Origin of the sequence: Magnetospirillum sp., assembly GCA_027532905.1 — a bacterium.
In the GTDB taxonomy this organism is placed as follows: domain Bacteria; phylum Pseudomonadota; class Alphaproteobacteria; order CACIAM-22H2; family CACIAM-22H2; genus Tagaea.
This window is the reverse complement of the sequence record JAPZUA010000004.1, coordinates 281,491-294,730: the sequence shown is the minus strand read 5'-3', so window position 1 is coordinate 294,730 and position 13,240 is coordinate 281,491. Positions and strand designations below refer to the sequence as shown.

13 protein-coding genes are annotated in these 13,240 nt (G+C 64.0%); 6 read left to right on the top strand and 7 right to left on the bottom strand.

Annotated features, from left to right (window positions below; all coding sequences use genetic code 11):
* Positions 1-32: 32 nt before the first annotated feature.
* A complete protein-coding gene (odhB, locus tag O9320_15265; GenBank protein MCZ8312204.1) occupies positions 33-1,238 on the top strand; it encodes a 2-oxoglutarate dehydrogenase complex dihydrolipoyllysine-residue succinyltransferase in 1,206 nt (401 codons plus the stop codon).
* Between the two features lie 5 nt (positions 1,239-1,243).
* Complete coding sequence (gene lpdA / locus O9320_15260; GenBank protein ID MCZ8312203.1) at positions 1,244-2,653, top strand: dihydrolipoyl dehydrogenase; 1,410 nt, start codon at positions 1,244-1,246, stop codon at positions 2,651-2,653.
* A gap of 10 nt (positions 2,654-2,663) precedes the next feature.
* Here the strand turns inward: lpdA and O9320_15255 are convergent, their stop codons facing one another.
* The 3 genes from O9320_15255 to O9320_15245 form a co-directional block, all read right to left on the bottom strand.
* Positions 2,664-3,947: a TRAP transporter large permease gene (locus tag O9320_15255; protein MCZ8312202.1), complete on the bottom strand. Its 1,284-nt coding sequence runs from the start codon at positions 3,945-3,947 to the stop codon at positions 2,664-2,666.
* Between the two features lie 21 nt (positions 3,948-3,968).
* Positions 3,969-4,490 (bottom strand): TRAP transporter small permease, encoded by a 522-nt coding sequence (locus tag O9320_15250; GenBank protein MCZ8312201.1) that lies wholly within the window; start codon positions 4,488-4,490, stop codon positions 3,969-3,971.
* 71 nt (positions 4,491-4,561) lie between these two features.
* Entirely contained in the window at positions 4,562-5,557 is a 996-nt protein-coding gene (locus O9320_15245) for a TRAP transporter substrate-binding protein (protein ID MCZ8312200.1), read from the bottom strand.
* 108 nt (positions 5,558-5,665) lie between these two features.
* On the opposite strand from O9320_15245, the gene O9320_15240 reads away from it, so the two are divergent.
* Positions 5,666-6,487 carry a FadR/GntR family transcriptional regulator gene (locus O9320_15240; GenBank protein MCZ8312199.1) on the top strand — a complete coding sequence of 274 codons (822 nt, stop codon included), beginning with the start codon at positions 5,666-5,668 and terminating at the stop codon, positions 6,485-6,487.
* Between the two features lie 2 nt (positions 6,488-6,489).
* The gene (locus O9320_15235; GenBank protein MCZ8312198.1) at positions 6,490-7,302 is read left to right on the top strand and encodes an NAD(P)-dependent oxidoreductase; all 813 of its coding nucleotides are present in this window, start codon (positions 6,490-6,492) and stop codon (positions 7,300-7,302) included.
* A 3-nt stretch (positions 7,303-7,305) separates the two neighbouring features.
* Here the strand turns inward: O9320_15235 and O9320_15230 are convergent, their stop codons facing one another.
* The 4 genes from O9320_15230 to O9320_15215 are packed head-to-tail and all read right to left on the bottom strand — an operon-like array spanning position 7,306 to position 10,206.
* Entirely contained in the window at positions 7,306-7,938 is a 633-nt protein-coding gene (locus O9320_15230; GenBank protein ID MCZ8312197.1) for a glutathione S-transferase family protein, read from the bottom strand.
* 5 nt (positions 7,939-7,943) lie between these two features.
* Positions 7,944-8,564: an exopolysaccharide biosynthesis protein gene (locus tag O9320_15225; protein ID MCZ8312196.1), complete on the bottom strand. Its 621-nt coding sequence runs from the start codon at positions 8,562-8,564 to the stop codon at positions 7,944-7,946.
* Positions 8,561-9,508, bottom strand: a complete 948-nt coding sequence (locus O9320_15220) for a tyrosine recombinase XerC (protein MCZ8312195.1) — start codon at positions 9,506-9,508, stop codon at positions 8,561-8,563. Before O9320_15220 ends, O9320_15225 begins: the two co-directional genes overlap by 4 nt.
* On the bottom strand, positions 9,487-10,206 hold the full coding sequence (locus O9320_15215; GenBank protein ID MCZ8312194.1) for a DUF484 family protein: 720 nt from the start codon (positions 10,204-10,206) through the stop codon (positions 9,487-9,489). The genes O9320_15220 and O9320_15215 overlap by 22 nt, the downstream gene beginning before the upstream one ends.
* A gap of 80 nt (positions 10,207-10,286) precedes the next feature.
* On the opposite strand from O9320_15215, the gene O9320_15210 reads away from it, so the two are divergent.
* Positions 10,287-12,476, top strand: a complete 2,190-nt coding sequence (locus O9320_15210) for a primosomal protein N' (protein ID MCZ8312193.1) — start codon at positions 10,287-10,289, stop codon at positions 12,474-12,476.
* A gap of 187 nt (positions 12,477-12,663) precedes the next feature.
* The gene (locus O9320_15205; GenBank protein ID MCZ8312192.1) at positions 12,664-13,221 is read left to right on the top strand and encodes a F0F1 ATP synthase subunit delta; all 558 of its coding nucleotides are present in this window, start codon (positions 12,664-12,666) and stop codon (positions 13,219-13,221) included.
* Positions 13,222-13,240: the final 19 nt, after the last annotated feature.

Sequence of the window (13,240 nt, the reverse complement as noted above, 5' to 3'; positions counted from 1 at the left end):
TTTTACCCGCCAAACAAGAAACGGAAAACGCAATGGCCGTCGAAATCAAAGTGCCGACTTTGGGCGAATCCGTCACCGAAGCGACCATCGCCAAATGGTTCAAGAATGTCGGCGACGCCGTGAAGGCGGACGAACCGCTTTGCGAGCTCGAAACGGACAAGGTCACGGTTGAAGTGCCGGCCCCGGCCGCCGGCATGCTCTCGGCGATCACGGCGCCTGCGGGTACGACTGTCGCGGTCGGCGCCAAGCTCGGCGAACTTGAAGCGGGCGCTGCCGGCAAAGCCGCTGCACCCGCCGCTGCCGCACCGGCACCCGCCAAGGCCGCACCGGCCGCCGCCGCACCTGCTGCTATCGCAAGCGACAAGCAGCCCGGCCCCGCCGCGCGCAAGGCACTGTCCGAAGCGGGCCTCGATGCTTCGGCCGTTGCAGGCTCGGGCAAAGACGGGCGCGTGACGAAAACCGACGTGGCCGCAGCCGCCGCAGCGCCGAAGCCGGCACCTGCAGCACCGGCTGCCCCTGCCGCCCCGCGCGCACTCGCCCCGCGCGAAGAGCGCGTGAAGATGACGCGCCTGCGCAGCAAGATCGCCGAGCGCCTCAAGCACGCGCAGAATACGGCCGCGATGCTGACGACCTTCAACGAGGTCGACATGACGGCGGCGATGGCGATGCGCTCCAAGTACAACGAGACCTTCGAGAAGCGCTACGGCATTAAGCTCGGCTTCATGTCGATCTTCGCCAAAGCGTGCGTGGTCGCGTTGAAGGAACTCCCGGCCGTCAATGCCGAGATTGACGCGGGCGACATCGTCTACAAGAACCACTACGACATCGGCATTGCGGTGGGCACGCCGCAGGGCCTCGTAGTGCCGGTCGTGCGCGATTGCGACGTGCTTTCGTTCGCCGACATCGAAAAGAAGATCGGTGATTTCGGCCGGCGCGCGCGCGACGGCAAGCTCACGGTCGACGAAATGTCGGGCGGCACCTTCACGATCACCAACGGCGGCATCTACGGCTCGCTGATGTCCACGCCGATCCTGAACCCGCCGCAATCGGGCATTCTCGGCATGCACAAGATCCAGTCGCGCCCGATCGCAGTCGGCGACAAGATCGAAATCCGGCCGATGATGTATCTGGCGCTGAGCTACGACCACCGCATCATCGACGGGCGCGAAGCCGTGACGTTCCTTGTGCGCGTCAAGGAATGCATCGAAGATCCCGCCCGCCTCATCCTGGACATGTGAACGACATGAGCGAAGCCTCCTACGATCTCGTCGTCATCGGCTCCGGCCCCGGCGGTTACGTGTGCGCCATCCGAGCGGCCCAGCTCGGCATGAAAGTCGCGTGCGTCGAAAAACGCGACACGCTCGGCGGCACCTGCCTCAATGTCGGCTGCATTCCCTCGAAGGCTTTGCTGCAGGCGTCCGAGAAGTTCGAAGAAGCATCGCACGGCCTCGCGGCCTTCGGCGTTAAGACCGGCAAGGTCGAACTCGACCTCAAAGCCATGATGGCGCACAAGGACAAGACCGTTAAATCGAACGTCGACGGTGTGGCGTTCTTGTTCAAGAAGAACAAGATCGACTGGATCAAGGGTGCTGGAAAGATCGCGGCCGCCGGCAAGGTCGAAGTCGCCCTCAACGCGGGTGGCACACAAACGCTGGCCGCCAAAGCCATCGTTATCGCCACGGGCTCGGAAGTCGTCTCGCTGCCGAGTCTGCCGATCGACGAAAAGAAGATCGTGTCTTCAACGGGCGCTTTGACGCTCGCGGAAGTGCCGAAGACGATGGTGCTCGTCGGCGGGGGCGTGATCGGGCTCGAGATGGGTTCGGTGTGGCAGCGTTTGGGGGCGAAAGTCACGGTCGTCGAATTTCTCGACCGCATCATGCCCGGCATGGACGGCGAGATTTCCAAGAGCATGCAGCGCATCCTTGCCAAGCAGGGCATGGCGTTCAAGCTCTCGACGAAGGTCACGGGTGCCAAGGTCGGCGCCAAGAGCGTGGCGCTCACGGTGGAGCCCGCCGGAGGCGGTGCGGCCGAAACGCTCGAAGCCGACATCGTGCTCGTCGCGGTCGGCCGCCGCCCCTACACGGACGGGCTCGGCCTCAAAGAAGCGGGTGTGGCACTCGACGAAAAAGGCCGCGTCGCCATCGACGCGCATTTCCAGACGAACGTTCCCGGTGTTTACGCGATCGGCGATGCGATCGCCGGGCCGATGCTGGCGCACAAGGCCGAAGACGAAGGCATGGCGGTCGCCGAAATTCTCGCCGGCCAGCACGGCCACGTGAATTACGATGCGATTCCGTCGGTCGTCTATACGTGGCCGGAAGTTGCCTCCGTCGGCAAGACCGAGGAGCAGCTGAAGGCAGAAGGTGTTGCGATCCGCATCGGCAAGTTCCCGTTCACGGCCAACGGGCGCGCACGCGCGCAGAACAACACCGACGGCTTCGTGAAGATCCTGGCCGATGCCACGACAGACCGCGTGTTGGGCGTGCACATGATCGGCCCGTCGGTCGGCGAACTCGTCGGCGAAATGGCGCTCGCGATCGAATTCGGCGCGTCGTCTGAAGACATCGCGCGCACCTGCCACGCGCACCCGACCTTGACCGAGGCCGTGCGCGAAGCAGCCCTCGCCGTGGACGGCCGCCCGATCCATATGTGAGCGGGTCTGTTCAGCCGAGAACGAGGCGCGGCAGCCACAGTGTTAGCGCCGGTATGTAGGTGACAAGGCCGAGCACGATGAGCATCGGCACGTAGAACACCATGATCGAGCGTGACACCTGTTCCATCGTGACTTTGCCGATCGCGCAGCCGACGGCGAGCGTTGGGCCGACGGGCGGAGTCAGCAGGCCGATCCCGAGATTGAAAATCATCACGATGCCGAAATGGATGGGATCGATGCCGAACTGCGCGATGATCGGCATGAAAATCGGCGTGCAGATCAGCAGCATTGGCGCCAGATCCATGAACGTGCCGAGCAGCAGCAGCAGGATGTTGGTGTAGAGCAGGAACATGTATTTGTCGGTGGCGATCGCAAGGAACAACTCCGTCGCTTTCGCCGGAATGCGCATCAGCGTCATCATGTAGGCGAAGGCGACCGAGAAGCCGATCATGATCATCACCATGCCGACCGTGCGCACGACGCGTGCCAGCAGCTTGGGCAGGTCGCGCAGGCTGTAGTCGCGGTAGATAAAAACAGTCACCAGCAATGCCCAAACGCTCGCGACCGCCGCACTTTCGGTCGGCGTGAAAACGCCCGACAGGATGCCGCCGAGGATGATGAATACGGTCACCAGACCCCACACCGCCTCGTAGACAATGCGCCCGGCCTGGCGAAGCGAAATCGCCTCGCCTTTCGGGAGTTTGTCGCGATACGCGATGTACAGGCAAAGCAGCATCAATGCGATGCCCAGCAACAGACCGGGCACAATGCCGGCCACGAACAGGTGCGCCACCGAGACGGTGCCCCCGGCCGCAAGCGAAAAGATCACCATATTGTGCGACGGCGGAAGCAGCAGGGGTTGCAGCGAACCCGATATCGTCACGTTGACCGCGAACAGCCGCGGATAGCCGCTTTTGATCATTTGCGGGATCATGACGCTGCCGATCGAAGCCGTATCGGCGACCGACGATCCGGAGATGCAGCCGAACATGGTCGAGGCGAGGATGTTGACGAGTGCCAACCCGCCGCGGATGAAACCGACGAATAGTTTGGCCAGGTTGATGATCCGCGTCGCCATCCCGCCTTCGGCCATGATGGCACCGGCAAGGATGAAGTAGGGGATTGCGAGCAGCGGAAAGTCGTCCATGCCGTCGGACGTCTTCAGAGCGATCGCTTCGAGCGGTATGTCGAGCCATAGTGCTGCGCAGATTGCGGAAAGCCCCAGCGCATAGGCAACGGGCACGCCCATCGCGCAGAAAACGAAGAAGCCGCCGAGCAAAACCAATGCGTCCATGATCGTCTGACCTCGTTGCCGCTATTCACTCGAGATGGTTTCGTGCGGATCGAGTTCGGCAGGCGGCGGAAACAGATCCCCCTTGAGCAGACGTTCGATCACGAACAAGGCTGTCAGCGCGCCGCCGATCGGCACCGGCAAATACGACATGCCGACCGAGACGGCGGGAAATTCGGCGATGCTTTGGTGCCAGGTGACTTGAACGAGGTTCGTTCCGAACCACAGCAGAAAGAGATTCGCCGCAAGCATGCAAAGCTCGACGCCGAAGCCCAAGATTTTGCGCGCGCCCGGCGCCAATGCGTTGGGCAGAATCCCGACCGCGATATGAAGATGCTCGCGGTAGCAAACGACCGCAGAAAGGAACGACAGCCAGATCATGAGCAGCACCGCGAGCGGTTCCGGCCACGAAGAGGCGCTCTCGAGCACGTAGCGCGTGAAGACGCCCCACGGAATGATAAGCGTGATCACCGCGAGCGCGGCAGAAGCCGCTACGACGCATAGATTGTGCAGCGCGTCCATGGCGCGGAAATAGAGTTCAAGCATGGTGCAGTCGTCGGTTTGTCGAATTCGCTGCGGATCGTCGCAGAAATGCAACGATCCGCAGCGGTTCGGGTTCAGTTGATGGCTTGGATGCGCGCGATGAGCGCCTGATGCTGGGCGCCGTATTTGTCCCAGACCGGCCTGACAGCGTCCTGGAACTCCCGCTTGTTTCCGACTTCGTTCACGATGGTGCCGGCCGCAATCATCTTTCTGAGGGCTGCCGCCTCCTCGGCCTGCCAGAGTTGGCGCTGCTCTTTCTGCGCTTCCTTGGCCATATTCCAGATCAGTGTGCGGTCGCCCGCCGAAAGCGCGTTCCAGCTGCGTTTCGAGAAGACGAGGATCTCGGGAATGATCAGATGTCCCGTCAGCGAGTAGTATTTCGCGTAGCGATAGTGCTGGCCGGCGGCATAGCTGGGTTCATTGTTCTCGGCGCCATCGACGACGCCGGTTTGTAGCGCGTTGATGAGCTGGTCGAAGCCCATCGCCACGCCGTTGCCGCCCAGCGTATTCATCGTGTCGACGAAAAGCGGATTGCCCATCATGCGGATCTTGAGGCCCCTCAGATCGGCGACCGCCGTGATCGGCCGCCGCGCATTGTAGACGTGGCGCGTGCCGCCGCTCATCCAGCACAGGCCAATCAGATTGGCCGTCGGATGGTCCGACAGTTTCTTCAGGATCTCGTCGCCGATTTCCCCATCGACGACCTTCTCCATATGTGCGGAGTCGCGAAACATGAAGGGCAGGTTGAAGACGTTCATCTCGGGGACCAGCGGGCCCATCGGCCCGACGGAGATGCGTGCGATCTGCACGGCGCCGAGTTGCGCCTGTTCGATCATCTCTTTCTCGCCGCCCAACTGCATGGACGGAAACATCTGAATCGAGATGCGGCCGCCGGTCGCTTGTTCGAGTTTGGCACCCATGCGCACCACGGCCTCGACGGTTGGGTAGCCAAGCGGGTGCACGTCGGTTGCTTTGAGGATCATTTTGGCTTGTGCGGCAGCCGGGACGACGGTTGCGGCAGGCAAGAGCGATGCGGCTGCCGTGGCAGCCAAAAAGGTGCGGCGTTTCATTCTGTATTTCCTCCCTTGTCCGACGGTTTTTCTTCGATTGTTTCCTGAAATCGGGTGCCGGTTTGTAGTATTGCGTGGCTTCTCCGGATCAGTGTAGAAAGTTGTACGATGACCAGACAACAAAAGTCCAGACCGGATTTGACGCTTGCGGAGCGGGTGCCGGCCGACGCGACGGATTTGTTCGGGAGCATTCGCAAAAGCCGGTCGCTGGTTGGCGAAATTGCCGAACGGCTATCGGCGGAAATCGCGAGCGGCCGCTATGCCGCTGGGCAACGGCTGCCGACCGAGCAAGCGATGGCCTTGTCCGGCAAAGTCAGCCGGACGGTCGTTCGCGAGGCGATCAGCGTGTTGAAGGCGCAAGGCCTCGTTACGACGCGTCAAGGCTCCGGCGCGTTTGTCGCCGACCAGCCGCGGCGGCAAGAATTCCGGATCGACCCTGAACTGCTGCGTTCGCTCGATTCGGTCATTGAAGTGCTGGAACTCCGGCAGGCGGTTGAAACGGAGGCCGCAGGGCTCGCGGCCGCGCGCGCGACGCCTCAAATGCTGGCGGATATCCAATCCGCGCACAGAGCAATGCTCGCTGCCGTTTCCCGGGACGAATCGGGCGCCGACGAGGATTTTTCCACGCACCTTGCGATCGCGGCGGCGACCGGAAATCCTCAATTTCTGGCGTTTCTCAATTTTCTCGGCACGATCGTGATTCCGCGGCGCAATCGACGCGTCTGGAGCATGACGAGCGACCACAAGGCTGCCTATCTCGCGCGAATCGAAGCTGAGCATGGCGCTATCGTCGATGCGATCTCTGCCGGCAATGCCGACGGCGCGCGGAGAGCGATGCGCGAACATCTCGTGTTGGCGGCCGTCCGCTATCGCAGCTTTGCCAATGCCGCTGCGCGCGGCGCGGTTGATCCGCAATCCAAGGAGAACTGAGAGTGCGCCGAATATTGCTTACCGGAGCCGCCGGCGGTGTCGGCCGCGCGATTACGCCGATGCTGAAAACGCTTTATCCAGGGCTTGTCCTGTCGGACCTGGATCCGCCCGAAAACACGCATGGCCTGCCGTTCGTTCGAGCTGACCTTGCCGACATGGCCGCGACGCAGGCAGCCGTTGCGGGCGCCGACGGCATAATCCATCTCGGCGGCTACTCCGTCGAAGGTCCTTGGGAGACGATTCTGTCGGCCAACATCGTGGGCTGCCGGAACATGTTCGAGGCATCCCGGCTCGCAGGCGTCAGGCGCATTGTTTTTGCGTCGTCCAATCACGTGGTCGGTTTTTATCCGCGCTCCGAAAAGATTGCGCAGGACGTGACGGTGCTGCCCGACACGCGCTATGGCGTGTCCAAAGCGTTCGGCGAGGCATTGGGCGCAATGTACGCGATGAAGCACGGAATCGGCGTTGCGTGTCTGCGGATCGGAAATGTCGGCGAGACGCCGCTCGACATGCGCCGCATGTCGATACTGCTGCACCCCGAAGACCTTGTGCAGCTCATCGCCATCGGTCTCGATCACCCGGATATCGTGTTCGAAGTCTTCTACGGCGCGTCGGACAATGCGCGCGGCTGGTGGGACAATTCGCGCGCGCACGCGTTCGGCTACAAGCCGAAGCACGGCTCGGAGCCGATGCTGGAAACTGCGATGCGAGAGCAGTCGAAGCTGGCACCCGACCCGATCGGCGACCGCTTTCAAGGCGGCAGCTTCTGTTCGATCGAATACAGCAACGAAGGCCCTGGCCGCAAACCGACCTAGTTCTCACGCTTCCGCGATCGCCTGTTTTTCCATCATGCGGCGCGTGGCGGGCAGGGTGCGCACGGCGTCGGTCGTGCGTTTGATCGCGGGGTATGCGTAGGCGGGCGTCACAAGATAGCGGCTCCAGCGCGCCGCCATGTGCAGGAAATAATCGACGACCGTGAGCTGGGCGCCGAGACAAAAGGGGTTCGCGGCATCAGAAAGCTTCGCGTCGATGAGTTCGAAGCAGATGCCGATGCGTTTTTCCGCACCTGCTTTGACGGCGTCTTGCGCGTCGGCGTCGCGCGTGAGCCAGACCGGGTGCCACCAGTCGATCAACGCCACCTGCAGCGTGTTCGAAAGATAGAACAGCCATTCGTAGGTCCGCGTGCGCTCGAGCGTGCCGGCGGCGGGCAGCAGGCCCGCCTGCGGAAAGCGCTCGGCCAGATGCAGGCAGATCGCGGCCGATTCGGTCAACGTCGTCGTGCCGTCCACCAGTACGGGCACGCGGCCCTTGGGATTGATCGCGAGAAATTCGGGCTGCTGGTGTTCGCCCGCCTCGAGATCGAGGCGCACCCATTCGTATGCCGCGCCGACATGTTCGAGAACGGCCATCGGCGCCATCGCCGCACTGCCGGGCGATCCGTAGAGTTTCATGGTCTTCACCCCAAGATGAAATTCGTGACGGCGAACCAGATCACGGCCGCCCCGCCGAGGACAACGAGGCTGGCGATCACAACGGCGCCGACGCCCATCACGCAGCCGATGGCCACAAACACGCCGTCGCGCGCCGAGAGACCCAGAGCCACCACGGCAATCGCAACGGCCGGCGGCTGGTTACCAAGCGGGATTGGCAGCGACACGACGGCCGCGAGCACAAGAAAAACCAAGCCCATCAGCCGTTCGACAAGCGGCCCGGTCAGGGCCGAAGCACGCGGTTTCAGATAGCGCTCGACGCGGATCAGGATCGGCAAGCCCTTGTCGATCATGCGTTCGAAATCGGCGCGCGCGATCGATTTTTCGAGCAGCCAAGCCGGCAGCCACGGCCGCTCGAAACCGGCGAGCATCTGGATCGCCAGAATGATCTGCGGCACGCCGAACAGTGTGGATATGCCGGGGATCACGCCGATGCCGACGGCGTTGGGCAGCGAAAACAGCAGCATCGCCACGCCGAAGGCGCGCTCGCCCAGTTCGGCGACGATGTCGGCAAGTCTCACGCGCTCATTTGCGTTCGCGCGCATCGTCGCGAGGATTTCCGAAACTTTGCGCGTGTCGCCAATCATTTGCCGGCCCTCGGATGGGCGGCGGAATAGACCTCGATCAGGCGCTTGGCGTCGACCGCCGTGTAGCGCTGCGTGGTCGACAGCGACGCATGGCCAAGCAGTTCCTGGATCGCGCGCAGATCCGCCCCTTCGCCGAGCAGGTGCGTCGCGAAAGAATGGCGCAGCGCATGCGGCGTGGTCTTCTCCGGCAGGCCCAGCGTGTTGCGCAGATTGCGCAGGCGCAATTGTACCATGCCGGCTTTGAGCCGCTTGCCGCGCACGCCCACGAACAGCGGATCGGCGGGGCCCAAGCGATGCGGGCACAAAGTCAGATACGCGTCGACCGCTTCGCGGCAGGCAGGCAGCATCGGCACGTCCCGCGCTTTGCGGCCCTTGCCGACCACGCGCAGCATGTCGCCCATGGGGGCGGCTTTGCGCGGCAGGTCAAGCGCTTCGCCGATGCGCAAACCTGCCCCGTAGAGCAGCGTGAAGATGGCGCGGTCGCGTGCGGCGACCCACGGCCGGTCTTCGATCGCGTCGACCGATTCGAGCACGACAGTCGCATCGACTGAGTTCAGCGCCTTGGGCAGATTGCGCGGCAATTTGGGCCCACGCAGGGCCGCCACGTGTGGGTTGTCGCACAAGCCACTGCGCGCCAAATGTCGGAAGAAGCCCCGCAAGGTCGAGAGTGCACGCGCGTTCGACGCGGGTTTGAGGCCCGCCGCCGCGCGCTTGGCGAGAAAGCCGCGAAAATCGGCGGGGCGCAACGCGGCAAGATCGGCCAAGCTCGGCGGGCCGCCGAGATGGTCCCGCAGATGCGCGAGAAACGCAGCCAAATCGCGCGCATAGTTGGACAGCGTGTTGGCGGCGGCACGGCGTTCGTTTTGGAGACGCGCCGTCCACGCGGCGATCGCGGCCTGGACGTCCGCTGCGGCCGCAAAACTCAGCGCTGGCGCGTCAACCATCCGCACAAGGCGGCTTCGACCGCGCGGCCGAGGAAATTGAGCAGCTCGGTGCCTTGGCCCGAGTGGAATTTCGAGGGTACGCGTGCGCCGAAGGCGAGGATGCCGGGCGGCATGTCGCGCTTGAGCTGCAGGCGCAGCAGGGCTTGGCTGTGCACGAGTGTCGCCGCCCCGCCGTAGATGCTCGAATCGCCGGGTTCGTCGGCGAGCAGCAGAATGTCGCGCCGTTCGCCCATCAGCCGGTCGACCGTGCCGCGCGGCAGGATGCGCAGATTCTGCGCGGTCTCGCCGGCAGGTACGTGCTCAAGGGATTCAAACCCGAGGCCGATCGCGTCCACTTCGAGATGCATCGGCAGATCGACCGCGATCGTGTCAATGCAGTGCGGCAGCGACTTTGCCGTGAGCACGGCCAGCACGGCCGCATGGATGCGCCCTTGCGTGGCGAGATTGCCGCGGCTGGTGGCGATGAGTTCGGCCTGTGCGGCCGTGATTTTGGCAAGGTCGGTGCGCATGCGCTCGACCAAGTAGCGCTGCATGTCGACCACGCCGTCCTGGCTGCGCTGGGCGGGAGGTGTGAGCACCCACACAAGATCCGGATGCTCGATCAGGAAGTCGGGGTGTTTGCGCAGATAGTCGGCAACCGCGGCACTGGTGACCGGTGCGGCACCCGCGAGGGCGTTTGCTGTGTCGCTGTCGGCCATGTCGTGCGGGCTTTCCCTGTTGCGACGCGTTTTCAGGACGGCTCTAGGCAAGTGCGACTCGAACGGCCAGAGTCTAGCCGATGGTCGAGTCGTCTGCCAGCATGCGCGTGCGCGTGGCCCTGCCGCTGCCGCTCGGGCCGTACGATTATCGTGTGCCGGAGCATCTTTCCGTCGCACCGGGCGATTTCGTGCGCGTACCCCTCGGGCGCAATCACGTCGTCGGCGTCGTGTGGGACGAAGCCGCCGACGCCGATCTGCCGGAAGCCAAACTCAAAGACATCGAAGCGAAACTCGATGCGCCGCCAATGGCCGCCCCTTTGCGCAAGCTCGTTGCGTGGGTTGCGGCCTACACGCTTGCGCCGCTCGGCAACGTATTGCGCATGGCAATGAGCGTGCCCGAAGCGCTGGCCCCGCCGCGCCTGATCGCGTTCTATCGCCTCGCAGCGGAAGCGCCCGATCCGCATTCGCCAGAGCCCGGCATTCTTACGCCTGCGCGTCGCCGCTTGCTGCTCGAGGCAAGTGCGGGGGCGCGGCCTTTGGCCGAACTTGCGCGTGCCGCGCAAGTTTCGCCTGCCGTCGCTAAAGGTGTGGCCGACAAAGGCTGGCTTGCCCGCTTCGAAGCCGAGCCCGACGCCGATCCCGCCCCCGACGCAAATCGCCCGCGTGCCGTATTGTCGGAGGCGCAAGACGACGCGGCGCGCGTGCTGGCGGCTGCCGTCGGCAATGGCTTTAGCGTGACCTTGCTCGACGGCGTGACAGGTTCGGGCAAAACGGAAGTCTATTTCGAAGCGGTTGCGGCGGCTCTTGCCGCCGGCCGGCAAGTGTTGGTGCTGCTCCCTGAAATCGCGATGAGCGCGCAGTGGTTGGCGCGTTTTGCGTCCCGCTTCGGCGTGGCACCGGCCGCGTGGCATTCGGAATTGGGCCGCACGGCGCGCGCGCGCGTGTGGCGCGATGTGGCCGTGGGCCGCGTGCGCGTGTTGGTTGGAGCCCGCTCGGCGCTGTTTTTGCCGTTCTGCGAACTTGGGCTCATCGTCGTCGATGAAGAACACGAGCAGGCATTCAAACAGGAAGACGGCGCCATCTACCATGCGCGCGACATGGCGGTCGTGCGCGCGCGCCTCGAAGCCTGCCCGATCGTGCTTGCTTCGGCGACACCGTCGCTCGAGACGCTCGAAAACGTCGCGCGCGGTCGCTATGCGTGCGTCGCTTTGCCCGCCCGCCATGGCGGGGCGGCGTTGCCGGACGTGTCGCTCGTCGATCTGCGCCGCCATCCGCCGCCGCGCCAGTCCTTCTTGAGTCCGCCTTTGCGCGAGGCTTTGACGCAGACTTTGGCGGCGGGCGAGCAGGCGATGCTGTTCTTGAACCGGCGCGGCTATGCACCGCTCACCTTGTGTCGGGCTTGCGGCCATCGGCTGCAATGCCCGCGCTGCACGGCGTGGCTCGTCGAGCATCGGCTCTACGGGCGCCTGCAATGCCACCATTGCGGCTACGCAGCCCCGTTGCCGAAAACCTGCCCTGCGTGTTTGGCCGAAGACAGTTTTGTTGCCTGCGGTCCCGGTGTGGAGCGCGTGGCCGAGGAGGCACGCGCCCTGTTCCCCGATGCGCGCATCGAGTTGATGACGTCGGATACGGTCACAGGCCCGGCGGCGGCCGAAGAATTCGTGCGCCGTATGACCGCGCGCGAGATCGACATCCTGATCGGCACGCAGATCGTGGCCAAGGGCCATCATTTTCCGCTGCTGACCTTGGTCGGCATCGTCGACGCGGATTTGGGCCTCGCAGGCGGCGATCTGCGCGCGGGCGAGCGCAGTTGGCAGCTGCTGCACCAGGTTGCGGGCCGGGCAGGGCGGGCGGCACATGCAGGCCGTGTGCTGCTGCAAACGCACATGCCCGACCATGCTGTCATGAAGGCGCTGGCGGCGGGCGATCGCGACAAGTTTTTGGCGGCCGAGCGCGCCGATCGCGAGCGCCATGGCTGGCCGCCTTTCGGACGCTTGGCGGCGATCGTTTTGTCGGGCGAAGACGAGGCCTTGGTTGATCGCGTCGCCCGTCGTTTGGGGGCGACAGCTCCACAGGGCCCGAATGTGAAAGTTTTGGGGCCCGCCCCGGCCGCCATGGCGATCTTACGCGGCCGCCATCGCCGCCGTTTGCTCGTCAAAACGCGGCGCGACGCGAATTTGCAGGCCATTGTCGCCGATTGGCTGGCGCAGACGAAACTGCCCAATAACGTGCGCCTGCAGCTCGATATCGACCCCTATAGTTTCCTTTAGCGATTTTCCGCCGCATTGCACCCGAGGGGATATTGCATCGCGCAAAAGCCTGTGGTAGCTACTCGCCCGCACGCGCAAGAGACGTCTCTTTCGTGTGGGCTTTTTTGTTGTTTTTCGCGGCTTTGGCAAGGTTTCGTGCCGCTGCCGAGGCCGTCGAAAAACAGACCGCTGACCATAGGAACCGCGCGTGGCCGCCAAGAACGCCTCTTCCGCCGGAATCGCCCAACGCTATGCGGGCGCTTTGTACGAACTTGCCAACCCGCAGTTTCTCGATGCGGTGGCAACCGACCTCAAGACCGTCGAAGCAGCACTGGCATCGAGTGCGGATCTTCAGCGCGTGATGCGCAGCCCGCTGCTCGCGCGCGCCGCCCAGGAAAAGGCCGTGCTTGCGGTGTGCGCCCAGCTCGGTGTGGGCGATCTCGTGCGCCGCTTCGTCGGTACGCTCGCGCGCAACCGGCGCCTTGCCAATTTCGCCGAAATCGCAGCGCAGTATCGCGCACAGCTCGCCGAAGCGCGCGGCGAAACGGTCGCGGAAGTGACGGCGGCTTCGGCCCTGTCGGCGCCTCGCCTGGCCGAGCTCGAAGCCAAGCTGCGCGCCGCCGCGGGCCGCAAAGTCACTCTCGACCTCAAAATCGATCCAGCCCTGCTGGGCGGCCTCAAGATCAAGGTGGGTTCCCGCCTGATCGATGCCTCGCTGCAAGGCCAACTCAAGCGTCTTCACCTGGCCCTGGCGGGCCGGGCCTGAACTCGATCGGAGAACAGAA